General features: G+C 70.3%; 22 protein-coding genes and 2 tRNA genes. 11 read left to right on the forward strand and 13 right to left on the reverse strand.

Going from position 1 to position 22813, the window contains the following annotated elements; genetic code table 11:
• The first annotated feature begins 61 nt into the window (after positions 1–61).
• The 3 genes from ASC79_RS06615 (at position 62) to ASC79_RS06625 (ending at position 5073) form a co-directional block, all read left to right on the forward strand.
• On the forward strand, positions 62–1045 hold the full coding sequence (locus ASC79_RS06615) for a small ribosomal subunit Rsm22 family protein (RefSeq protein ID WP_056024410.1): 984 nt from the start codon (positions 62–64) through the stop codon (positions 1043–1045).
• Between the two features lie 111 nt (positions 1046–1156).
• Positions 1157–2140 (forward strand): NADP-dependent oxidoreductase, encoded by a 984-nt coding sequence (locus ASC79_RS06620; protein WP_056024409.1) that lies wholly within the window; start codon positions 1157–1159, stop codon positions 2138–2140.
• Between the two features lie 128 nt (positions 2141–2268).
• Entirely contained in the window at positions 2269–5073 is a 2805-nt protein-coding gene (locus tag ASC79_RS06625; protein ID WP_056024406.1) for a pitrilysin family protein, read from the forward strand.
• A gap of 70 nt (positions 5074–5143) precedes the next feature.
• On the opposite strand, the gene ASC79_RS06630 is transcribed toward ASC79_RS06625, so the two are convergent.
• From ASC79_RS06630 to ASC79_RS06640, 3 genes are read right to left on the reverse strand one after another with little or no spacing between them, the layout of a single operon-like run.
• A complete protein-coding gene (locus ASC79_RS06630; protein WP_056024405.1) occupies positions 5144–5914 on the reverse strand; it encodes a sulfite exporter TauE/SafE family protein in 771 nt (256 codons plus the stop codon).
• A 4-nt stretch (positions 5915–5918) separates the two neighbouring features.
• Positions 5919–6446 (reverse strand): rhodanese family protein, encoded by a 528-nt coding sequence (locus ASC79_RS06635; RefSeq protein ID WP_056024402.1) that lies wholly within the window; start codon positions 6444–6446, stop codon positions 5919–5921.
• Positions 6409–6774, reverse strand: a complete 366-nt coding sequence (locus ASC79_RS06640) for a helix-turn-helix transcriptional regulator (protein WP_156378448.1) — start codon at positions 6772–6774, stop codon at positions 6409–6411. The genes ASC79_RS06635 and ASC79_RS06640 overlap by 38 nt, the downstream gene beginning before the upstream one ends.
• 72 nt (positions 6775–6846) lie before the next feature.
• Between ASC79_RS06640 and ASC79_RS06645 the strand changes: the two genes are divergently transcribed.
• Both ASC79_RS06645 and ASC79_RS06650 read left to right on the forward strand, forming a co-directional pair.
• Positions 6847–7707 (forward strand): MBL fold metallo-hydrolase, encoded by an 861-nt coding sequence (locus tag ASC79_RS06645; protein ID WP_056024397.1) that lies wholly within the window; start codon positions 6847–6849, stop codon positions 7705–7707.
• 106 nt (positions 7708–7813) lie between these two features.
• Positions 7814–8230, forward strand: a complete 417-nt coding sequence (locus ASC79_RS06650; protein WP_056024394.1) for a cupin domain-containing protein — start codon at positions 7814–7816, stop codon at positions 8228–8230.
• A 40-nt stretch (positions 8231–8270) separates the two neighbouring features.
• Here ASC79_RS06650 and ASC79_RS06655 read toward each other — a convergent pair.
• Positions 8271–8346, reverse strand: a tRNA-Ala gene (locus ASC79_RS06655).
• A gap of 126 nt (positions 8347–8472) precedes the next feature.
• Here ASC79_RS06655 and ASC79_RS06660 point away from each other — a divergent pair.
• Positions 8473–8784 (forward strand): YggT family protein, encoded by a 312-nt coding sequence (locus tag ASC79_RS06660; protein WP_056024391.1) that lies wholly within the window; start codon positions 8473–8475, stop codon positions 8782–8784.
• Between the two features lie 4 nt (positions 8785–8788).
• Complete coding sequence (locus tag ASC79_RS06665; RefSeq protein ID WP_056024388.1) at positions 8789–9067, forward strand: DUF167 family protein; 279 nt, start codon at positions 8789–8791, stop codon at positions 9065–9067.
• A 55-nt stretch (positions 9068–9122) separates the two neighbouring features.
• Here ASC79_RS06665 and ASC79_RS06670 read toward each other — a convergent pair whose 3' ends face one another.
• The 3 genes from ASC79_RS06670 to ASC79_RS06680 form a co-directional block, all read right to left on the reverse strand.
• Positions 9123–11378 carry a methyl-accepting chemotaxis protein gene (locus ASC79_RS06670; protein WP_082531959.1) on the reverse strand — a complete coding sequence of 752 codons (2256 nt, stop codon included), beginning with the start codon at positions 11376–11378 and terminating at the stop codon, positions 9123–9125.
• Positions 11379–11462: 84 nt separating this feature from the next.
• Positions 11463–11930: a chemotaxis protein CheW gene (locus ASC79_RS06675; RefSeq protein ID WP_056024385.1), complete on the reverse strand. Its 468-nt coding sequence runs from the start codon at positions 11928–11930 to the stop codon at positions 11463–11465.
• Entirely contained in the window at positions 11930–13840 is a 1911-nt protein-coding gene (locus ASC79_RS06680) for a methyl-accepting chemotaxis protein (protein WP_056024382.1), read from the reverse strand. The genes ASC79_RS06675 and ASC79_RS06680 overlap by 1 nt, the downstream gene beginning before the upstream one ends.
• Before the next feature lie 275 nt (positions 13841–14115).
• Here ASC79_RS06680 and ASC79_RS06685 point away from each other — a divergent pair, with 275 nt between their 5' ends.
• Positions 14116–14859: a Sir2 family NAD-dependent protein deacetylase gene (locus tag ASC79_RS06685; protein WP_056024379.1), complete on the forward strand. Its 744-nt coding sequence runs from the start codon at positions 14116–14118 to the stop codon at positions 14857–14859.
• Here the strand turns inward: ASC79_RS06685 and ASC79_RS06690 are convergent.
• Complete coding sequence (locus tag ASC79_RS06690) at positions 14856–15104, reverse strand: hypothetical protein (protein WP_235528797.1); 249 nt, start codon at positions 15102–15104, stop codon at positions 14856–14858. The two genes, ASC79_RS06685 and ASC79_RS06690, sit on opposite strands and share 4 nt — an antisense overlap.
• A 317-nt stretch (positions 15105–15421) precedes the next feature.
• Here ASC79_RS06690 and ASC79_RS06695 point away from each other — a divergent pair, with 317 nt between their 5' ends.
• Positions 15422–16306: a SurA N-terminal domain-containing protein gene (locus ASC79_RS06695; protein ID WP_056024374.1), complete on the forward strand. Its 885-nt coding sequence runs from the start codon at positions 15422–15424 to the stop codon at positions 16304–16306.
• Between the two features lie 102 nt (positions 16307–16408).
• On the opposite strand, the gene ASC79_RS06700 is transcribed toward ASC79_RS06695, so the two are convergent.
• The 5 genes from ASC79_RS06700 to hemC all read right to left on the reverse strand — a co-directional run bounded on the left by ASC79_RS06700 (position 16409) and on the right by hemC (position 20652).
• Positions 16409–16484: transfer RNA gene (locus tag ASC79_RS06700), tRNA-Thr, on the reverse strand.
• A gap of 42 nt (positions 16485–16526) precedes the next feature.
• On the reverse strand, positions 16527–18053 hold the full coding sequence (locus tag ASC79_RS06705; RefSeq protein ID WP_056024371.1) for a heme biosynthesis HemY N-terminal domain-containing protein: 1527 nt from the start codon (positions 18051–18053) through the stop codon (positions 16527–16529).
• A complete protein-coding gene (locus ASC79_RS06710) occupies positions 18050–18916 on the reverse strand; it encodes a COG4223 family protein (protein ID WP_082531960.1) in 867 nt (288 codons plus the stop codon). Before ASC79_RS06710 ends, ASC79_RS06705 begins: the two co-directional genes overlap by 4 nt.
• On the reverse strand, positions 18913–19620 hold the full coding sequence (locus ASC79_RS06715) for a uroporphyrinogen-III synthase (protein ID WP_056024369.1): 708 nt from the start codon (positions 19618–19620) through the stop codon (positions 18913–18915). The genes ASC79_RS06710 and ASC79_RS06715 overlap by 4 nt, the downstream gene beginning before the upstream one ends.
• Positions 19621–19683: 63 nt before the next feature.
• Complete coding sequence (hemC, locus tag ASC79_RS06720; protein ID WP_056024366.1) at positions 19684–20652, reverse strand: hydroxymethylbilane synthase; 969 nt, start codon at positions 20650–20652, stop codon at positions 19684–19686.
• An 83-nt stretch (positions 20653–20735) separates the two neighbouring features.
• Here hemC and tsaD point away from each other — a divergent pair, with 83 nt between their 5' ends.
• Positions 20736–21827, forward strand: coding sequence for a tRNA (adenosine(37)-N6)-threonylcarbamoyltransferase complex transferase subunit TsaD (gene tsaD / locus ASC79_RS06725; RefSeq protein WP_056024363.1), 1092 nt, complete (start codon positions 20736–20738; stop codon positions 21825–21827).
• Positions 21824–22813, forward strand: a complete 990-nt coding sequence (locus tag ASC79_RS06730; RefSeq protein ID WP_056024360.1) for an NAD(P)H-dependent glycerol-3-phosphate dehydrogenase — start codon at positions 21824–21826, stop codon at positions 22811–22813. The genes tsaD and ASC79_RS06730 overlap by 4 nt, the downstream gene beginning before the upstream one ends.

Below are 22813 nucleotides of genomic sequence, written 5' to 3' on the forward strand. Positions count from 1 at the left end.
GGGCCGGTTGGGAGAGCGCTTCGCGCTTTCCGGGATGACACGTGCGGGCTAATCCAGCGCCATGTCCTTCGACCTGCCGCCCCAGCTCCGCCTCGCCGCCGACCGCCTGATGGAAGGCGTCTCGCGCAAGGACATGGCCCAGCGCGCCGGTGCGATCTCGGCCCGCTACCGCGCCGGCGGCGGTTCTGCCGCGGTGGTCGCCAGCCAGGCCGACGCCACCGCCTATGTGCTGACCCGGCTGCCGGCCACCTACGCCGCCTGCGGCCGCGTGTTCGAAGAGCTGAGCAACCGCGCCCCCGACTTCTCCCCCGCCAGCCTGCTGGACGCCGGCGCGGGCCCCGGCGGCGCCGGCTGGGCGGCGATGGAGACCTGGCCGCAGATCGCCTCGGCCACGCTGCTCGACTCCAATCGCGCCTTTCTCGACATCGCCGCCGCCCTGGCCGCCGACGCCCCCGCGCCGCTGCAGGGCGCCGAGCGCATCCGCGCCGACCTCACCGCTCCTGGCGACTGGCCCAGCGCCGATCTCGTCGTCGCCAGCTACGCGCTCGCTGAGATCCCTCAGGCCAAGCAGGCCGCGACCATCGCCGCGCTCTGGGCATCCTCCCTCGGCGTTCTGGCCCTGGTCGAGCCCGGCACCCCCGCCGGCTACCAGCGCATCCTGACCGCCCGCCAGACCCTGATCGAGGCCGGCGCGGCGATCCTCGCCCCCTGCCCGCACCACGCGCCCTGTCCGCTGACCGCTCCCGACTGGTGCCACTTCAGCCAGCGCCTGGCCCGCTCGCGCGACCACCGCCTGGCCAAGGGCGCCGAGACCCCGTTCGAGGACGAGAAGTTCATCTACCTGCTGGCCGCCCGCCCGGGCGTCGCCGCCGAAGCGCCGAGCGCCCGCGTGCTCGCGCCGCCCCGCGCCGGCAAGCCCGGCATCGAGCTCAAGCTCTGCACGCCGCAGGGCGCCGCCGAACTGCGCTTCGCCGCCAAGCGCGACAAGCCGGCCTATGCTGTCGCCCGGCGGCTAGACTGGGGCGACGCACTTCCCGCCGACTGATCTCGAACATTTGTTTGAAGGCGCTGGCCTTACGGCGTCCGGCAGGCGACAACTCCCGAACGGCCCACCGCATTCAGGGCCGACGCATTTCAAAAACGCCAGGGAGGCCATATGCCCAAAAGCCGTGAAATCCACCTCGTCGCCCGTCCGAACGGCATGCCCGCCCAGGGCGACTTCGCCCTGATCGAGACGCAGGTTCCCGACGCCGCCGACGGCGAAGTCCTGGTCGAGAACCTCTACATGTCGGTCGACCCGGCCATGCGTCCGCGCCTGACCGCGGGCCAGGACCTCAACGTGCCCATGATGGGCGGCGCCCTGGGCCGCATCGTGCAGTCCAAGAACCCCGACTTCGCGGTCGGCGAACTGGTCTCCAACCGCAACGGCTTCCGTGAGTTCTTCGTCTCCGACGGCAAGGGTCTGACCAAGCTCAACGCCGATCCCGACCTCCCGGTCACCGCCTACATGCACGCCATGGGCATGACCGGCTTCACCGCCTACGGCGGCCTGCTGCACATCGGCCAGCTGAAGGACGGCGAGCAGGTGTTCGTCTCCACCGCCGCCGGCGCGGTCGGCTCGGTCGCCGCCCAGATCGCCAAGATCAAGGGCTGCTACGTGGTCGGCTCCACCGGCGCCGCCGACAAGGCCGCCTGGCTGAAGGACGAGGTCGGGCTCGACGCGGTGATCAACTACAAGGAAACCCCGATCCGCAAGGCGCTCGAAGACGCCACGCCCAAGGGCATCGACGTCTACTTCGACAATGTCGGCGGCGACCACCTGGAGGCGGCCCTGCGCCGCATCAACACCCTCGGCCGGATCCCGGTCTGCGGCTTCATCTCGGGCTACAACTCGGGCCACTCCAGCGTCTCGAACCTGTCGAACATCATCTATGCGCGGGTGATGCTGCGCGGCTTCGTCGGCACCGACTTCATGCACCTGCACGGCCAGTTCCTCAGCGACATGGCCGGCTGGCTGAAGGAGGGCAAGATCAAGACCCAGGAGACCGTGCTCGACGGCATCGCCAACGCGCCGGCCGCGATGATCGGCCTGATGGAAGGCAAGAACTCCGGCAAGATGCTGGTCAAGCTGGCGGAGTAGCCACGGCTGTCATCCCGGTTTGCGAAGCCACACCGGGATGACCCTTCCGCGCGGATGATGACAATCCCGTAAGCTTCCCCTGTGCGGCGCGAGTGCTAGGGTCGGCGCTCGCCAATCGGGAAGTCCGTATGCTTCGTCACGCCGCCGCGCTCGCGTTCACGCTCTGCCTGGGCCTCGCCCTTCCCGCCCACGCGGCCGACGCCGTCCCGCCCATCGCCTACAAGGAACGCACCCTCGCCAACGGCATGAAGGTGTTCTCCGCGGTCGACCGCACCACGCCCAACGTGACCGTCCAGGTCTGGTACGGCGTCGGTTCCAAGGACGATCCCGAAGGCCGCTCCGGCTTCGCGCACCTCTTCGAACACATGATGTTCAAGGCGACGCGCGACATGCCGTCCGAGACCATCGACCGCATGACCGAGGACGTCGGCGGTTTCAACAACGCTTCCACCTACGACGACTTCACCAACTACTACGAGGTCGTCCCGGCCAATCACCTGCAGCGGCTGCTGTGGGTCGAGGCCCAGCGCCTGGGCTCGCTGGTCGTTGACGAGGCGACCTTCAAGTCCGAGCGCGACGTCGTGAAGGAGGAACTGCGCCAGTCGGTGCTGAGCCAGCCCTACGGCCGCCTGTTCTATCTCTACATGCCCCAGGCCAGCTACCAGACGCACCCTTACAAGCGCCCCGGCATCGGCTCGATCGAAGAGCTGGACGCCGCCACCATCGACGACGTGCGCGCCTTCCACGCCGCCTACTACCGCCCCGACAACGCCGCCCTGATCGTGGTCGGCAACTTCGATCAGGCTGAGCTCGACGCCTGGGTCGACAAGTACTTCGGGGCCTTGAAAACCCCCGCCGCGCCGATCAAGCGGGTCACCGCCGTCGAGCCGCCGCGCACCGCGCCCGGCGTCTTCAAGGGCTATGGCCCCAACGTGCCGCTGCCGGCGATCCTGATGACCTGGCACGCCCCGGACGCGGCCAGCCCGGACGCACCGGCCCTGACCGTGCTCGACGCCATCCTCTCCAGCGGCAAGTCCTCGCGCCTCTACGACAGCCTGGTCTACGAGCAGCAGGTCGCCACCGAGGTGTTCTCCGACGCCTCCCTGCCCCAGCAGCCGGGCCTGGTGATGCTGGGCGCCATCCTGTCAGGCGGCAAGTCGATCGACGACGGCCAGAAGGCGTTGCTCGCCGAGGTCGCCAAGCTGCGCGACGCCCCGCCCACCGACGCCGAACTGACCGAGGCCAAGAACGAGCTGATCGCCGGCAAGCTGCGCGAGCGGGAGACCATCGACGGCCGCGCCTTCGCCCTTGGCTACGCCCTGCGCACCGCCGGCGACGCCGCCCTGGCCAACCGCGAGCTGGCCGAGCTCCAGGCCGTGACCGCCGCCGACGTGCAGCGCGTGGCGCAGAAATATCTGACCGACGCCGGCCGCATGACCATCCTCTACCAGCCCGAGAGCGCCCGCCCGGCCGGCGAGACTGACGCCGTCGCCAAGCCGCCCGTCGTCGCCTCGGCCAAGTATTCCGGCCCGATTGTCACCCTGGCCCCGGAAGGCCAGCGCCAGGCTCCGCCGGCCGTCGCCGAGCCGGTCTCGCCCGTGCTGCCCAAGCCCGCCGACAAGACCCTCGCCAACGGCTTGCGTGTCATCGTCGCCAAGTCCTCGGACCTGCCGCTGGTCTCGGCCGCGCTCACCGTGCGCGCCGGCGCCTGGGCCGATCCCCAGGGCCTTTCGGGCGCCATGGGCATGACCGCCGGCATGCTGACCGAGGGCACGAAAACGAGGGGCGCGCAGGAGATCGCCAGCCAGACCGAAGCGCTCGGCGCCGTCCTCTCCTCGAGCGGCGGCCAGGAGTCGTCTTCCGTCACCCTCAACGTGATGCCCGAGAAGCTGCCCGCCGCCATGGCGATCATGGCCGACGTCGTGAAGAACCCCGCGTTCGCCGCCGAGGAGCTGGAGCGCCAGCGCGTCCAGGCGCTCGACGGTCTGTCGGTCGCCTACCAGTCGCCCGGCCAGCTGGCCGGCTTCGCCGCCTCGCCGGTGATCTTCTCCGGCACCAGCTTCGGCCACGTCGCCTCCGGCACGCCGGCCTCGCTGGCCAAGCTGTCCACGGGCGACCTCGCCGCGCTGCACGGCCGCTACTTCCGCCCCGACAACGCCATCCTGGTGCTGACCGGCGACATCACCCCGGAACAGGGGTTCAAGCTGGCCGAAGGCGCGTTCGGCGACTGGACGGCGCCCGCCGGCGCCGTTCCGGCCCGCGCCGAGGTCGCGCCCAAGGCGCCGCCGCGCGCCGTCGCCATCGACCTGCCCGGAACCGGCCAGGCGGCGGTCACGGTCGCCAAGGCCGCGATCTCGCGCGGCGATCCCGCCTACTATCCGGGCGTGGTCGCCAACTCGGTGCTGGGCGGCGGCTACTCGGCCCGCCTCAACCAGGAGATCCGCATCAAGCGCGGGCTGTCCTACGGCGCCAATTCGCGGCTCTCGGCGATGCGCACCACCGGCCTGTTCCGCGCCGCGGCCCAGACCAAGAACGAGTCCGCGCCGCAGGTGCTCGACCTGATGCTCGGCGAACTCAAGCGCCTGGCCGACGCCCCCACGGGCGAGGACGAGCTGAAGGCTCGCAAGTCGGTGCTGGTCGGCGGCTTCGGCCGCGAGCTGGCCACCACCGACGGCCTGGCCGGCATCCTCGGCGGCCTCGCCCTCTACGACCTGCCGCTCAGCGAAGTCGCCGACTACACCGGCAAGGTCGAGAGCGTGACCGCCGGCGAGGTCCAGGCCTTCGCCCGCGACAACCTCGCCCCCGAAAGCGTCAGCGTCATCGTCGCCGGCGACGCCAAGGCCTTCGCAGACGGCCTCAAGCAGCGCCGAGCGAACCTCGAACTGGTCCCGGCCAAGGACATCGACCTGGACGCGGTGACGCTGAAGAAGTGATGTCGGTTCCTCGTCTTCCCGGGCGAGGGAGCGGCCCGCGCGTCCCGAACGCTCGCCGTAGCGCGGCGTCCTAGCCGGACGCGCGCCAGGCGACATAGGCGGCGGTCGCCAGGACCATCAGCGCAAAGGCCCGGCGGGCGATCCCCGCCTTGCCGGCGAGGCGGGCTGCGACGGGTCCGCCGGCCAGGGCGCCCACCCCGCCGCCGAGCACCAAGGCCGCGAAGATCGGCCGGTCCACCAGGCCGGACGCGGCATAGCTGGCGCTGGTGGCGGCGCCGAACAGCACCACCGAGAACAGGGACGACGCCGCCGCATTGGCGAGCGACATGCCGGTAGCCGCCATCAGGCCCGGCACGATCAGGAAGCCCCCGCCAATGCCGAAGAACCCTGCGGCCAGCCCGACCAGCAAGCCGATCGGCGCCAGCTTGAGCGTCAGGGCCGCGGTGAGCCGCACGCCGGGATCGCCCTCGCCCTTCTTGGGCAAGAGCATCGAGACGCCGACCAGGGCCATGGCGCCGGCGAACCAGAGCAACAACAGCTGGCCGTCGATCATCTTGGCGACATGCGCCCCGGCCAGGGAGCCGGCCAGGCCCGCGCCGCCGAACACCAGGGCGCAGGGCCACTTCACCCGGCCGGCCTTGGCCTGCGCGCCCAGGCCCATCAGCGCGTTGACCGCCACCGCCGCCGCCGAGGTGCCGATGGCCACGTGCGGATCGCGCACGCCGACCACGTAGAGCAGCAGCGGCGTGGCCAGCACCGAACCGCCGCCGCCGAACACGCTGAGCAGCAGGCCGATGACCGCCCCGCCGAGCGCCGCGAAGCCTAGGCTTGTGGCGTCCATCGGATCAGGCCTCCGCGGGACGATTCCACGGCATGGCCCCCAGCAGCCGCGCCATTCCGCAAAAGCCGGTGACGCCCGCGAAGGTCAGGCCTGCGCCGACAAAGGCGGAGAGGCCGAAGAACCCGGGATGGATCAGGAAGCCCAGGGCGACGCCGATCAGAACCAGCGAGCCGGCGGCGATCTGGACCTGGCGCATCAATTCCAGCGGCGCCTTGCGGTTCTCGACCAGCGGCAGGCCCGCAGCGGCCCAGCCGTCGACGCCGCCGTCCAGGACGAAGGCCTCCCCGTCCACCGCCGCGGCGAGCCGCTGGCAGTTGGCGGCGGTGCGCATGCCCGAGCGGCAGGTGAAGATCGCCGTCTGCCCCTTCGGGACCATCAGGGGATCGGCCTCAAGCGTGGCCAGCGGGCGCAGGCGCGCGCCCTTGACGTGGCGACGGGCGAACTCGTCGGGATCTCGGATGTCGAACAGAACGGCCCGCCCATCGGCCAGCAGCTCAGCGACGTCCTTGGGTTTCAGAGTAATCGGTTGCATCGGCCTTCTTCATGTCTGGAGGACAGAAGATCTCCGCGAGCGTCGCCACCACCTTCATCGCGGCGGGGTCGGTGATCCGGTACCAGATGGTCTGCCCCTCGCGGCGGGTGGTCACGATGGCTTCCTCCCGCAGCACCGCCAGATGCTGCGAAAGAGCCGACTGCGAGAGGCCGACCGTCGGCGCCAATTCACCGACCGATCGCTCACCTTCGGTAAGCTGGCACAGGATCATCAACCGCCGCTCGTTGCCGAGCGCCCGCAGAAGCTTGGCGGCTTCCCCGGCGCTGGCCTCGAAACGGGTGATGTCGAAGTTCGCGAGATCGAACATGGCCGCAATATATGAGTTGTTTCTAATTTAGCAAGTTCTTATATATTGGCGGCGCCGAAGGAGGCTTGAGCCATGACCCCACACGTACAGACATTCTTCGACAAGGCCACCTCGACCGCGACCCACCTGGTGATCGACCCCGCCACCAGGACCGCGGCGATCATCGACCCTGTGCTGGACTTCGAGCCCAAGGCCGCGCGGCTCTCGACCGCCTCGGCCGATGCGGTGCTGGAGGCCGTGCGGGAGCAAGGTCTGACGCTGGCCTACGTCCTGGAGACCCATGCCCACGCCGACCACTTGTCGGCCGCCGACTACATCCGCCGCAAGACAGGCGCCGAGGTGGTGATCGGCGCGGAGATCACTCAGGTCCAGAAGACCTTCATCCCCGTGTTCGAAGCCGACGACGCCGACGACAGCGGCCACGCCTTCGACCGCCTGATCGCCGAGGGCGACGAGCTGCCGCTTGGCGAGCTGACCGTGCGCGTCCTGCACACGCCCGGTCATACCCCCGCCTGCGTGACCTATCTGATCGGTGACGCAGCCTTTGTCGGCGACACCCTCTTCATGCCCGACTACGGAACCGCGCGCGCCGACTTCCCCGGCGGGAATGCGGAGACGCTCTTCAGGTCGATCCGCAAGATCATGGCGCTGCCCGGCGCGACGCGGGTGTTCGTCGGCCACGACTACCTGCCGGCCGGCCGCGAGATCTTCGCCTGGGAGACCACCGTGGCCGACGAGCGGGCGCGCAACATCCACGCCCATGACGGCGTCGACGAGGCCGCTTTCGTGGCCATGCGCCAGGCGCGCGACGCGACCTTGGACGCGCCGACCCTGATCCTGCCGTCGCTGCAGGTGAATATTCGCGGCGGAGCCCTGCCGCCGGCGAGCCCGGCCGGGAACGTCTTCCTGAAGCTTCCCGTTACGCTTGTCTGACGGGCGCCTCGGCCGCCGTCGTCGGCGCTTGCGCCTTGATATGGATCAAGGCCCCGCGCAGCCTCCCGCCGCAGGGTTTCGCAGCAGCTTCTAGAAAGGGCGCGCCATGAAGGGCTTTGTCGACGACATCGAGGACCTGACGGAAAGCAACAAGGACTTCCGCCGGGTGCTCTACACGGGCAAGCACCTGCAGCTGGTGCTGATGTCGCTCAAGCCGGGCGAGGAGATCGGCGAGGAGGTCCACGACACCCACGACCAGTTCTTCCGTATCGAGAAGGGCAAGGGCGAGGTCTGGATCGACGGCGAGAGGACCAAGGTGAAGGCCGACTTCGGCATCATCGTCCCCGCCGGCGCCCGCCACAACGTCATCAACACCGGCGATAAGTCGCTGCGGCTCTACACGCTCTATGGCCCGCCCGAGCATCGCGACGGCGTCGTCTACGCCACCAAGGCCGAAGCCGACGCCAGCGAGGAACACTTCGACGGCGTCCTGACCGAGGACGGCCCCGGCACGAAGATCTGATTGTCTGGAAATCCTGGAAGCGACCAATTCCGAGAGGAATTGGTGGAGCCGAGGGGAGTCGAACCCCTGACCTCCTCATTGCGAACGAGGCGCTCTACCAACTGAGCTACGGCCCCAGGAGGCGCGGACTTAGGGGGCGAAGGCGGGGTCTGTCAAGCGGCTGATCGGGGATGCGGCGTCGCGACTTGCCAGCGACGCTGCGCCAGCCGATACAGGAGGCCCATTTCCACACGGATTTCCCGATGGCCCCGCTGGTCGGCTTCGTCTTCTACGTCCTGAACGCAATCCTCAGCTTGCTGGTGTTCGCCCTGATCGCGAACGCCATCCTGTCGTGGCTGGTCGCCTTCGACGTGATCAATCTGCGCAATCAGTTCGTCTACAACGTCGCCCGCTTCCTGGACGCGGTGACCCGGCCGGTGCTCGCGCCCTTTCAGAAGATCATCCCTTCGCTGGGCGGCGTCGACATCAGTCCGGTGATCGCGATCCTGGTGATTTCAGGCATCCAGCGCTACCTGCTGCCGGCCGCGGCGGGAGCCCTGATGGGCCTCGGCTAGGCCGATGCGCCTGGCCGTGCGGGTCACGCCCAAGGGCGGCCGCGACGGCCTCGACGGCTGGGCCCTGGATCCCGAGGGGCGGCCCTATCTGAAGGTCCGGGTGAGCGCCCCGCCGAGCGACGGCGCGGCCAACGCCGCCCTGATCGCATTCCTGGCCAAGGCGCTGAAACGACCCAAGTCGGCGCTCAGCATCGTCTCAGGCGAAACGGCCCGGCTGAAGATGATCGAGATCGACGGCCTGGACGACGCCGCGGCGGACGCGGTGTTCGGACCGCGGCCCTAGAGCGTCATCCCGGCGCGCGCTGAGCGCCCGTCCAGGATGACGTCTTGAGCCTGGATCAGAACTCTTCCCAGCCCTCTTCGCGGGCCGAGACGGCGCGCGAGGCGCCACCGGCGACGGCGAGGCGCGGAGCCGGGCGCTGGCGCGGGGCTGGCGGTGCCGCGGCGGCATGGTCGCCGGTCTTGAACTGACCGATCAGGCGGGCCAGCTCGACAGCCTCGTTCGCCAGCGAGTGGCTGGCGGCGGTCGATTCCTCGACCATGGCGGCGTTCTGCTGGGTGACCTGGTCCATCTGGTTGACCGCGGTGTTGACCTGCTGGAGGCCGACCGCCTGCTCCTGGGCGCTGGCGGCGATCTCGGTGACAATGCCGTTGATCTCGGCCACCTGGGTGACGATCAGCTGCAGCGCCTTGCCGGTGTCGGCGACCAGGCTGACGCCCTGGCCGACCTGCGAACTGGACGCGTTGATCAGGGTCTTGATCTCCCTGGCCGCCTCGGCCGAGCGCTGGGCCAGAGCCCGCACTTCGGAGGCGACGACCGCAAAGCCGCGCCCGGCTTCCCCGGCCCGCGCCGCTTCGACCCCGGCGTTCAGGGCCAGCAGATTGGTCTGGAAGGCGATCTCGTCGATCACGCCGATGATCTGGCCGATCTGGCGCGAGGAGTCCTCGATCTGGCTCATGGCGTCGGTGGCGCGCTGCACCACGTTGGCGCTCTCGGCGGCGTTGGAGCGCGCCGTCTGAACAACGCCCTGGGCATGATTGGCGCCCTCGGCGGTCTTGCGGACCGTGGCGGTGATTTCGTCCAGGGCCGCGGCGGTTTCTTCCAGGCTGGCGGCCTGCTGCTCGGTCCGGCGCGACAGATCGTCGGCGGCCTTGCTGATCTCGTCGGCCCCCGAGCGCATGCTGGAGGTCGCGCCGACCACCACGCCCATGGTGTTCTGCAGCTGGCTCATGGCGACGTTGAAGTCGTGTTTCAGGGCCTCGTATTCCGGAGCGACCTGGGCGTCGACGCGGGCGGTCAGGTCGCCTTGGGCCAGGCGCTCCAGCGCGCGGGCCAGGGCGGTGACGACGACGTTCTGCTGCTCGGCCACGGCGGCGCGCTCGGCCTCCGAGCGGCGGCGCTCGGTCTCGGCCGCGGCGTTGGCGGCCTCCTGGCCGGCGCGCAAGGCGCGGTTCTCGGCCAGGCCATGACGGAAGCCTTCGAGGGCGCGGGCGATCTCGCCCACCTCGTCGTGCTTATCGGCGCCCCCCACCGGCTTGTCGTAGCGACCGGCGGAAAGCTCTCCGACCGCGGTCGTGATGCCGGCCAGCGGCTGGCGGACCAGCTTGCCAACCGCGACGAACAGGGCGCCCAGCACCAGGGCCAGGATCACCAGGCCGCCGACCGCCAGCCAGATGGCCAGCTGACGGGCCGGGCCGGTGATGTGCTTGGTGGGCACGTCCATGACCACGGCCCAGGTCGAGTTCAGGCCCGGCAGCGGGGCCGGGGTGACCAGGCGCTCGACCTTGCCGATCGGCTGGTCGAGGCCGCTGAGCAGCACGGGCTTGCCGCTCGACATCGCGCCCTTCAGTTCGGCGGCGCCGGTGTCGGCATAGGGCTTCATGCGCAGCTTGGCGTCAGGGTGGGAGACCCAGTTCGCGGCCGGCGAAACCAGCATGACGCGGCCGTCGCCGAACGGGCGCAGCGCGCCGAGTTGGGCGGAGACGTCATCGAGGGCCAGGTCGAGGCCAGCGACGCCGATCAGCTTGCCGCCCGACAGGACCGGGAAGGTCACCGAGGTCATCGAGATCGTCTTGCCGCCGACCTCATAGGGATAGGGCTCGACGATCGCCGCCTTCTGGCTCTGGAAGGTGGTCTGGTAGAAGGGCTGCTCGTAGTCGCTGCCGGTGTCGAGCGGCTCGAGGCTCAGCGTGCCGCCGTCATTGACCCAGTAGGGGGTGAACTGCCCAAGCTTGTTGGAGCCCATTTCGACCTGGCCCATGTGGGCCTCGTCCAGGCCGTCCAGTTCGTTCGGGACCTCCATGAACCAGGCGCCGAGGATCATCGGCGAAGCCGAGGCCGCCGGCTTGATCATCTCCGACAGGATCTTGCGGTCGCGGACGCCGGCCGCATGGGCGGCGCCCAGGGTGTCGGCCATCGAGCGGCCCAGCCCCTGGATCTCGCCAATGTCGCTGGCCACCTCGGCCGCGGCCTTGCCGGCCAAGGCCTGGGCGTTGTCGTTGGACAGGTCGCGGACGATCCCGCTGGCGTTGGCCGCCACCAGGGCGGCCGCCAACAGCAGCAGCGCGCCGATCGCGCAGCCAGCCGCAAGCATGAGCTTCCATGCAATGGATAGACGAGCCAGCACTTGATACCCCCGACTACTGACGAACTGCGCAGGCCCCTGGCGGGCCTGTCGTTATGCTGCGGCCTGGATGTCCGGCGGCAGGATGTGATCGAGCGAAAGCAGCGAGACGATGCCGGTGTCGGTCGTCATCACGCCGCTGACATAGGCCGTCGAGTCCGGGCTGCCGACTTCCGGCGGCGGCTGGATCAGGCCCTCGGTCACGGTGAGGATGTCGGAGACGGCGTCGACCACCAGACCCATCTGGGCCTCGCCGATCTGGGCCACCACGACCACCGACGAGGCGGTCGGGTTGGCGGGGCCAAGCCCCAGCCGCGCGCCCAGGTCGATGACCGGCAGGATCGCTCCGCGCAGGTTCATCATGCCCAGGACGTGCGGCGGCGCGTGCGGCAGCGGCGTGGCCGCGGACCAGCCCCTGATCTCGCGGACGGCCATGATGTCGATCGCATAGGCCTGTTCGGCGATGCGGACCGAGATCAGTTCAGCGCCCGGCGACGGGATACGCGAGGTGACGGTTTCCATCAGAATTCCTCCCAAGTGTCGGCTTCTCCGACGGGCTCGAGTTTGGCCGCGGTGGCGGCGCCGGAGCTGTAGCCCCGGCTCGCGACGGGCTTGTTGACGCGCGGCGCGGGCGGCGCCTTGCGCGCGATCGGACGGCCCTGGTCCTGGCCGATCGAGAACTGACCCATCAGGCGGGACAGCTCGACGGCCTCGTTGGCGAGCGCATGGCTGGCGGCGGTGGACTCTTCGACCATGGCCGCATTCTGCTGCGTGACCTGATCCATTTGATTAACGGCGGTGTTGACCTGCTGCAGGCCGACGGCCTGCTCCTGGGCGCTGGCCGCGATCTCGGAAACCGACCCGTTGATCTCGGCGACCTGGGCGGCGATGCGCTGCAGCGCCTTGCCGGTCTCGGCCACCAGTTCGACGCCCTGGCCGACCTGGCCGGTCGAGGCGTTGATCAGGGCCTTGATCTCCTTGGCCGCTTCGGCCGAGCGCTGGGCCAGGGCCCGCACTTCGGAGGCGACGACCGCGAAGCCCTTGCCGGCGTCGCCGGCGCGGGCGGCTTCGACGCCCGCGTTGAGGGCCAGCAGGTTGGTCTGGAAGGCGATCTCGTCGATCACGCCGATGATCTGGCCGATCTGGCGCGAGGATTCTTCGATCTCGCCCATCGCCGCGGTGGCGCGGTTGACGACGGCGGCGCTGCGCTCGGCGTCGACACGGGCGGTCTCGACGACCTCGCGGGCGTGGTTGGCGCCCTCGGCGGTCTTGCGGACCGTGGCGGTGATCTCGTCCAGGGCCGCGGCGGTTTCTTCCAGACTGGCGGCCTGCTGCTCGGTGCGGCGCGACAGGTCGTCGGCCGCCTGGCTGATCTCGCCGGCGCCCGAGCGCATGCTGGTGGTGTTGCCGCTGATCACCTTCATGGTGTCCTGCAGCGTGGCGACGGCGGCGTTGAAGTCGGTCTTCAGCTGCTCGGCCTTCGGCGCGAACGCCGCGGTGATGCGGTGGGTCAGGTCGCCGTGCGCCAGCTTGCCCATGGCCTCGCCCAGCGCCCCGATGGCGACGGCGTCCTGCTCGGCCTCACGGGCCTTCTCTTCTTCGCGGACCTTGCGTTCCAGCTCGGCGGCGGTGCGCTGTTCGGCCACTTCGGCCTCGACCCGCAGCTTCTGGATCGCGGCTTCCTTGAAGGCCAGGACGGCGTTGGCCATCTGGCCGATCTCGTCCTTGCGGCCCACGGCCGGCACGTCGACGCTGTTGTCGCCGCCGGCCAGCTTGTCCATGGCGCGGGTCATCGCGTTCACCGGGGCTGCGATGGCGCGCGACAGCAGCCAGGCCATGGCCGCGGCCGCCAGGATCGCGACGATGCTGCCGCCGATCAGGGTGATGCGCGCCTGGCCGAGGGCCGACTGCTGCTGTTCCCAACGCTGCGCCACCAGCTTGCGCTGGCCTTCCATGATCTCGCCCTGAACCACGCGGATGTCGCCAAGGCGCACTTCGTCGATCATGGCGAGCGCCTGGAACTCGGTCGCGGGATCTCGCGCCAGGGCGATGATCTCGTTGTTCTTGGCGCGCCAGGCTTCAATCGCCGTCTTCAGGCGCGCCGCGCGCTCGCGCTGCTCAGGGCGCGTAGTCCGTTGGGCGAAGTCCGCCAGGTTCTTGTCGGCCGCGGCGCCGTTGGCGTCGTAGTCCTTGAGAAGATCCGCATTGCGGGTCGCAGCGAAGCCGCGCGTCGCATTCTGCTGCTCGACGACATTGTAGAGCACGCCGATCACGTCCTGCGTGTTCAGGTTGCTCACATTGTTCTGCTGGGCCGCCTTTTGCGTCACGCCCAGACTTAGGAACACGGCCGTCGAGGCCAGGGTGAAGACCGAAAGGATCACGGCGAACGCCATGATCAACTTCGTCGTGATACGCGCATTACTGAAATTCACTGCAAGCCCCCAACAGTACAATTCCGGCAAACGCTAGCGAAAACAGGCTTATGGATTGTTAATCGCGATTAATCGTGACCTGCCAAATTGTCGCAGCGGAAGTGTTCGCTGGAACAGATTCGACCATAAACAATCTTGGAGGCCTAAATCACATGGCAATACTCGCCATTTTGGGCCGGTAATACCTTGGCGAACGCCAGTCATACCGCCGTGCGTTGCGACGCGCTGCGCGCTACCCATCTCTCCAAGGCGTGAGCCAGCAAGGAGGAGCCTGAATGACCGGACGCGGACAGTTGGCCGAGGCGATCGCGAAGGCGCGCCGGATCGTCGTCTTCACCGGCGCCGGCATCTCCACGGAGTCCGGCGTGCCGGATTTCCGCAGCCCCGGCGGGGTCTGGAGCAAGATGAAGCCGATCTACTTCCAGGAGTTCGTCGGCGACGAGGGCCGTCGGCGCGAGGCCTGGACACGGGTGTTCTCAGGCGCCGCGAAGTGGACCGGCGCGCGCCCCAATGACGGCCATACCGCCGTCGCCAGGCTTGTCAGCGCCGGTAGGGCCAGCGCGGTCATCACCCAGAATGTCGACAACCTGCACCAGGATTCCGGCATTCCCGACGATCGCATCATCGAGCTGCACGGCAACGCGCACTATGCGCGCTGCCTGACCTGCGGCCTGCGACACGAGTTCGAGGATTTTCGCGAAAGCTTCACGGAGCGCGGCGAGATCCCGGTCTGCCGGGCCTGCGGCGGGCTGGTGAAGTCGGCGACCGTCTCGTTCGGCCAGTCCATGCCCCAGGAACCGATGGACCGTGCGGAGGCCGCGACCCTTGCCTGCGACCTCTTCCTGGTGCTCGGCTCGTCCCTGGTGGTCTATCCCGCGGCCGGTTTTCCGCTGCTGGCCAAGCGCAACGGCGCCGCCCTGGCCATCGTCAACCGCGAGCCGACCGACCAGGATCCCTATGCCGACATCGTCCTGCACGACGAGATCGGGCCGGTGATGCGCGAGGTGGTCGGCGGTTAAGGCGTGCGCTTGGCCGGGCGAGCGCGCAGCTTGGTCGGCGGGGGATCGGCGCGGAAGTCGGCGACCGTGCCGAGCTTGGCGTTGCAGGCCGGGCAGCGGATCACGACGTCGTCAGCCAGCGAGGCCTCGATCGACAGCCCGGCGCCGCAGGGCTTGCACTTCCAGTCATGCTGCACCGCCGGCGGGGGCGGCGGCGCAGGCGGCTTCGGCCCCTGCGGCACGACGACCTTGGGAGGATTCTTCAAGGAGAGAATCGGGCGGCGCTTGGGTTCGTCGCTCATTGGCGGGGACTGGGGACCTCATCGTCTGGCCCCGGCGGCTAGACCTGCCGGGACGGCAGGCGTTTTCCCTTGTCCCGACTTCAGTTGCAACACCAAAGGCCCCGGAAAGCCCGGTCAGTCTGCGTGTTTGGTCGCGGCGAAGGCCTGACTGGCCGAAGACCGCTGTTCGCGACGGCTTAAGAAGTTTCCAGGCTAAACAGGTCGCCGCAGGTTGACCCTCGCACCCTATCGTGGTGCGACAGGGCGGGGCTGTCGCTGTTGCTTATCTCGGGGAAAAGCCGATGAAATTGTACTGGACTCATGGCGCGGCGGTTCTGGCCTGCATCGCCCTGAGCAGCTGCGGCCTCGTGGGCGGCGGCGCCAAGGCCCCCAAGGGTCAGGTGGTCGCCACCGTGAACGGCGAAGAGATCACCGTCACCGAACTGAACCGCGAGATCGGCGGGGCGGCCCCGGCCGACGCCGAGCAGCGCAAGGCGATGGAACAGGCCGCGTTGCAGTCGATCATCTCCCGCAAGCTGGTGGCCCAGGCCGCCAAGGAGCAGAAGCTCGACAAGACCCCGGCCTTCGCCCAACAGGAACTGCAGACCAAGGAATCGATGCTGGTCGGCGCCATGCAGCGCAAGATCGCCGCCGCTGTGCCCAACCCCTCGCGCGCCGAAGCCGAGAAGTTCGTCGCCGATCATCCCCACATGTTCGCCGAGCGCCGCGTGATGGTCGTCGACCAGATCGTGGTCGCCCAGTTCAGCCCCGCGCTGATGAAGGAATTCGAACCGCTGACGACCCTGGAACAGGTCGAGGGGGTTCTGGGCCGCGAGAACCTGGACTTCCAGCGCACGACCACCGTGCTCGACACCCTCAATGCGCCGGAAGGCCTGACCGACACCCTTATGAAGCTGCCCCCGGGCGAGATCTTCATCTTCCCGCGCGGCAACGCGGTGTTCGTCAACCAGATCCGCGAGAGCCGCACCCTGCCCTTCACCGGCGAGCGCGCCGTGAACTATGCGACCGCCGGCATCAAGCAGATGCGCACCCAGGAAGCCGTGGCTAGGCAGCTGGAGACCATCCGCAAGGCCGCGGACGAGAAGATCACCTACAACGAAAAGTACAAGCCCGCGCCGGCCAAGCCGGCCGCGAAGACGCCCGCCGCCCCGGCCCCGAACGCCTGACGACGGCGTCAGCCGAAGGCGCGGCGGAGCTCCTGCCGCGCCTTTTCGTCGGCGCGCGCGGGCGCGGTCCGCGAGGCGGGGCGATCATCCATGTCGGAGAAGTGGTGCCGCTTACAGGACTCGAACCTGTGACCCCCTCATTACGAATGAGGTGCTCTACCAGCTGAGCTAAAGCGGCCTGGTACGCGCTCGAAGGCCGATTTGGCCCGCGAGGGAGCGCCTACTTAGCGACTCTCGGCGCGCTCGCCAAGCGCCGCCTTCCAGAAGGTCGACGTTCACCCCCGCGCGGGGCGGGCGGAAGCGGCGGCTCCTCGTCCTCATAGACCCCCTCGGCGATGTCGTAGGGGGCCTGAACGGCCTCGTGCGCCGCAAGGAAAGGCGCTGAATCCACATAGGAAATCGGCAATTCCGGCAGTTCGCTCATCGTCCGTTCGCGGCGTTCATGGCGCGGATGGATCAGCTCGCCGCTCTCGGCGAAACTCACCACCAGCCGCGCCCAGTCGGCGGGCTGATAGGCGAAGGCGCGGCCCTCCGGATCAAGATCGGACCAGTCGGGTTCCTGCTGCGCGGTGACGCCGCGGGCCATCCAAACCCGCGCTTCGTCGGGCTGGCCCGCCGCGAAGGCGGCGCGGGCGAACAGTCCGGCCACCCGCGCCGTCACCGGCTCGGCTTCGAGCGCCTTGGCCGCGTCCAGCGCCCCGGCGGCGTCGCCAGCCACCAGCGCCTGCTCCACGAACAGGATCCGGCTCTCGCGCGCCGCCGGATTGAGCGACGCCAGCCGCCGCAGGCGCTCGCCGCGCTGGCGCGGGGTCTCGTCGGTCTTCAGGTCGCGGTAGGCCAGCCAGTGCGCCGGGTGCGGCGCCGCCTTCCAGGCGTTTTCCAGCACCTGCGTCGCCCGGCCCGGCTTGCCGTCCAGGCTCAGCAGCCGTGCGGCCATCACCACCCCTGGCGCAAAGCCCGGCTGCAGCTTGGCCGCCTCGGCCGCAAAGTCGAGCGCCTGCGCCCGCCGCTTGGGATCGGCGTCGGCTTCAAGTTGAGCGGCCGAGGCCGCCAGCAGCGCCGCCCGGGCCCGTTCGGCGACCAGCGGCGAGATGATCTTGCGGTCGAGCGCGCCCTTGGTCAGGTCGCGGGCCCCGTCCCAGTCGCCAGCGTCCAGCCTGGCCTCCAGCACCGCGCGCCAGGCCCAGCGGGCGGTGCGCGGCTCGGCATAGGCCTTCTCGGCGTGGGCGGCGGCGGCGGCGCGGTCGCCTTGGCCCAGCGCCAGCTGCATCAATCCCTTGTGGCCGGCCAGGCGCATGTCCGGCAGGCCCAGCATGGCGCTGTAGGCGGCCTGGGCCGCGGCGGCGTCGCCGGCCGCTTCGGCCGCCTGCGCAGCCAGCACCCGCACCAGGCCCGGCGCCTCGTCGGCCAGGTCGGCGGCCTTCAGCGCCAGCCGGCGGGCCTCGGACCCGTCCCCCGCCGCGACCGCCACAAACCCGCGAGTCAGCACCTCGTTGGCCTGCCGCCGCCGGGTCTCGGCCCGGGTGCGCTCGGCCCGGCGCGGCGCCTCGGCCGCCCAGAGCAGCGCGCGCCAGGCCATCATCCCCGAAAGCGCGACGAACAGCGTGATCAGCACGAAGGCGGCGGCGGTCATGTCCGCGCGCCAACCCAGCCAGACGATGCTGGCGTGCCCAGGCTCTCCGGTGATGGCGAGCATGGCCGTCGCCAGGGCGGCGACCAGGAAGACGATGATCGCCGCGCGGATCATCCGCCGCTCCGCGCCAGTTGCGACAGGTCCTGCAGCGCCTGGGCGCGGATGCGGGCGATCTCGCGGTCGATCTTGGCGCGGCGCTCGGCCCGGTCGCGCCAGGGACCCAGCGCGTCCTTGGCGTCGGCCGGAAGGGCGTCCAGCGTCGCCAGGGCCCCGACGATGTCGCCGTCGTCGATCTGCCGTTCGGCCCGGGCCAGGACGGCGTCCGGACCGTCGCCCGGCACCTCGCCGACCCGGCGCAGCGCCACCACGCGGCTGAGCGCATGGCCGATCCGCGCCAGCACCCCGGCGCCGTCGCCCGGCGCTCGGGCGGCCGACGCCGCGCGGGCGGCGTAGTCCGGGAATTCCGCGGCCAGCGCCGCACGGCTGGGCGCGCCGCGTTCGGCGTCCGCCTGCAGCGCGCGCAGGTCCAGGGACGGCGCGATCGCGGCCAGGGCCTTCACCTCGGGGGCGAACGGACGCGAACCCTGGGCCGCCTGCAACAGCGCGCTGGCGGCCAGCGCCGAAGCCGAGGCGGACGCCAGGCGGCCGCGGTCGGCCTCAAGCGTATCGAGGCGCTGGGAAAGCGCTGCGTCGCTGGCCAGGCTCGTCTCTTCGGGGACCATCAGCGGCGCGACCGCCGGTTCCGGCGCGGGCGCAGCGGCGAGCGGCGCGGGCGCCGGAGCCGGAGCCTCAGCCGCGGCGCCGGCCTGCGGCTTGTCGGGATAGAGCTCCGGCAAGGTCGGCCCGAAGCGGGCCAGGCCATATCCGCCCGCCACGCAGACGACGCCGAAGAGGATCACCGCGCCGACGCCAAGACCCTTGGCCCGCCGGGGACCGTAGGAGCCAGGATCACGCGGTGCGGACAGCTGGTCGCTCATGTCGAACGGTCTATCAGATTCAGCAAGGCGGCTTCGAGAGGAAAGGGCGCGAATACCTTGGCCGCCGCGACCGTGCCCGAGAGCGGCGCGAGCACAGCCTTCGAGAGACCGAGTATTCGCAGGTTGGCCTGCGGATGAACGCTGAGCACATCGGCCAGCGCCTGGGCTCCCTTGGCCGAATGCACCAGCGCCACATCGACCTCGCCCAGCAGCTCGAGCTCCCGCTCGGAGAGCGTCGCGGGGCCGGTGTCGTAGAGGGTGAGCGTGCGCACCTCGACATTGGCGCGCTCAAGCGCCCCGGCCAGGTCCCCAGCGAGCTCCGCTGCGCCCGGGTGCAGTACGGCCCCGCCGATTTCGGCCCGGCGCGCGGCGATACGCTCGGCCAGGGCGCCGACGTCGCCGTCCGCCGACAGCACCCGTCGGAATCCCACATCCTTGGCCGCCTGGGCCGTGGCCGCGCCGACGGCGAACACCTGCAACGTGCGGTCCGTGCTGGCGTCGGCGAAGGCCCGCACGCCGTTGGCGCTGGTGAAGGCCAGGGCCTTCACCCCGGTCAGGTCGATCTCCGCGCCCTCGAGCATCCGGACGGCCAGCAGCGGGAAGACGAACGGCAGGTGGCCCAGCGCGCGCACGCGGGCGGCCGTCGCGTCGGCGCCGGGCTGCGCGCGGGTGATCCAGATTTTCAACGGGTGCGGGGTGCTCATAGCTCTACTGCAACCCTGGCGGGGTGAAGCGCCTGAATCAATCCGCTGCGTTGCGAAAGCCGCCTATTCCGGCGGCAGGATCAGTTCGCCGCCCTCGCGCTTCACCGCCTCGCCCAGCGACAGGCCCAGCGCACGCGCCGCTTCCTGCGGGTCGGCGGCCGAGGACAGCTCCGCCGAGCCCTCATGCCGGAACTTGTGGACCCCGTCGGCCGACAAAGCCTCGACGATCAGGTGCAGCGAGCCGTTCGCCAGCCGGGCGAAGGCGCCGATCGCGGTCTTGCAAGAGCCTTCCAGCGCCATCAGGGCGCCGCGCTCGGCGGCCACGGCGACCGCCGTCGGCGCGTGGCGGATGGCTTCCAGCCACGGCTTGTCGATGTCGCTGACCCGGGTCTCGATCGCCAGCGCGCCCTGGCCCGGGGCCGGAGGATAGTCGATCGGATCGAGCAGGCTCTGCGGCAGGTGGCCAAGGCCGAGGCGGTTGAGCCCAGACATGGCCAGCAGGATGGCGTCGGCGTCGCCGGCGGCCAGCTTGGCCAGGCGGGTGTCGACATTGCCGCGCAGCATGCGCACGTCCAGGTCGGCCCGGCGATTGAGCGCCTGGGCCTGGCGGCGCAGCGAGGCGGTGCCGAGGATCGCGCCCTGCGGCAAATCCTCCATCCGCGCCACCTTGTGGCTGAGGAACGCGTCGCGCGGATCTTCGCGCTCGGGGATCGCGGCGATGCACAGCCCCTCGGGCAGCAGCGCCGGCATGTCCTTCATCGAGTGCACCGCGCAGTCGATGGCGCCGCTCAGCAGCGCCTCCTCGATCTCCTTGGTGAACATGCCCTTGCCGCCGATCTCCAGCAGCCGGCGGTCCTGGACGCGGTCGCCGGTGGTGGTGATCACCACGATCTGGGCGACAGCTTCCACCTCGGCAGGATTGGTCGGGTCGGCGCCGAGGGCGGCGGCGATACGGCGCTGGACGATGCCGGTCTGGGCCAGCGAAAGCTTGGAGCCGCGGGCTCCGATCCGGACGGGCGGTTGCGTGGGCACGACGCGCAGTCTACCTCGGCGGTTCAAAGGAAGACCCGGCCTATAGGACCGGACCGAATGCCGCAACCGGCGGGAGCCCTTAGTTGACAGAGCCGCTGACTGTCCTTGGCCTGGAAACCAGCTGCGACGAGACCGCCGCGGCGGTCGTGCGCCTGGACGCCGGCGGCCAGGTCGAGGTGCTGTCGTCGGTGATCGGCGCCCAGTTCGCCCTGCACGCGCCCTATGGCGGCGTGGTGCCCGAAATCGCCGCCCGCTCGCACGTCGAGACCATCGACGCCGTCGCCGCCGAGGCGATGAAGACCGCGGGTCTCGGCTATGGCGAGCTCACCGGCGTCGCGGCCACCGCCGGCCCCGGCCTGGTCGGCGGGGTGATGGTCGGCCTCTCGTTCGGCAAGGCCGTGGCCCTGGCCCGCGGCCTGCCGCTGGTCGCGGTCAACCACCTGGAAGGCCACGCGGTCTCGGCCCGGCTGGCGGCCGACATCCCCTATCCGTTCCTGCTGCTGCTGGTCTCCGGCGGCCACTGCCAGCTGCTCAGCGTCGAGGGCGTCGGGGCCTGCAAGCGGCTGGGCTCGACCATCGACGACGCGGCCGGCGAGGCCTTCGACAAGATCGCCAAGTCCATGGGCCTGCCCTATCCCGGCGGCCCAGCGCTGGAGAAGATGGCGCAGGGCGGCGACGCGAGCGCCTACGACCTCCCCCGCGCCCTGCTCGGCCGCAAGGGCTTCGACTTCTCGTTCTCGGGCCTGAAGACCGCCGCCGCCCGCTTCGCCGCCACCGTCACCACCGACGAACAGCGCCGCGACCTGGCCGCCGCGGTCCAGGGCGCCATCGCCCGCCAGCTGTCGGAGCGGACCGAGCGGGCCATGATCGCCTATGCAGCCGACCGGCCCGGCCAGCCGCTGCGCTTCGTGGTCGCCGGCGGGGTCGCCGCCAACAAGGCCGTACGCGCGGCCCTGCAGCAGATCGCAGAAAAGCACGGCTACTCGTTTGACGCCCCGCCGCTGGCCTACTGCACCGACAACGCGGCGATGATCGCCCTGGCCGGGGCCGAGCGCCTGGCCCTGGGCATCTCCGACCCCCTGGACGCCCCGGCGCGGCCGCGCTGGCCGCTGGACCCGGAGGCGGCCGCCGCCAATCCTACCCACGCATTCGGCCGCAAGGGAGCCAAGGCATGAAGACCGCAGGCGTCATCGGCGGCGGAGCCTGGGGCACCGCGCTCGCCCTGGTCTGCGCGCGCGCCGGCCTCGACACCACGCTCTGGGCTCGCGAGCCCGACGTGGTCAGCGCCGTCAACGAGACGCGCGAGAACAAGACCTTCCTGCCCGGCGTGGTGTTCGACGCCCCGGTGCGGGCGACCGGCGACCTCGCCGACCTGGCCGGCGCCGATTTCGTGCTCAACGTCACGCCGGCCCAGCACTTCCGCTCCAGCCTCGACGCCTTCCGGCCCTATGCCCGCGCCGGCGTGCCGATGGTGCTGTGCTCCAAGGGCGTCGAGCAGGGCTCGCTGAAGCTGATGACCGAGGTGCTGGACGAGGGCCTGCCCCAGGCCTCGCCGGCGGTGCTGTCGGGACCAAGCTTCGCCATCGACGTGGCCAAGGGCCTGCCCACCGCCGTCACCCTGGCCTGCCCTGACGACGAGCTCGGCTTCCAGATCGCCGCTGCGCTCAGCCTGCCGACCTTCCGGCCCTACCTCGCCACCGACATGATCGGCGCCGAGATCGGCGGCTCGGTGAAGAACGTGCTGGCCATCGCCTGCGGCATTTCCGAGGGCAAGGGCCTGGGCCGCAGCGCCCACGCCGCCCTGATCACCCGCGGCTTCGCCGAGATGACCCGCATGGCCGTGGCGCTGGGCGCGCAGGCAGAGACCGTCGCCGGCCTCTGCGGCCTGGGCGACCTGGTGCTCACCTGCTCCTCGCCGCAGTCACGCAACATGAGCGTCGGCCTGGCGCTGGGCGCCGGCCAGACGCTGGAGCAGGCCCTGGCGGGCAAGGTCTCCGTGGCCGAGGGCGTCGCCTCGGCGCCGGCCGTCGTCGCCCTGGCCCGCAAGCTCGAGGTCGAGGCCCCGATCTGCGAAGCCGTCGCCGCCATCCTGGCCGGGGAAGCCCAGGTCGACGAGGCCATCGCCGGCCTGTTGTCGCGCCCCATCAGATCCGAACGCTAG

The sequence above is a fragment of the Phenylobacterium sp. Root1290 genome, assembly GCF_001425305.1.
In the GTDB taxonomy this organism is placed as follows: Bacteria; Pseudomonadota; Alphaproteobacteria; order Caulobacterales; family Caulobacteraceae; genus Phenylobacterium.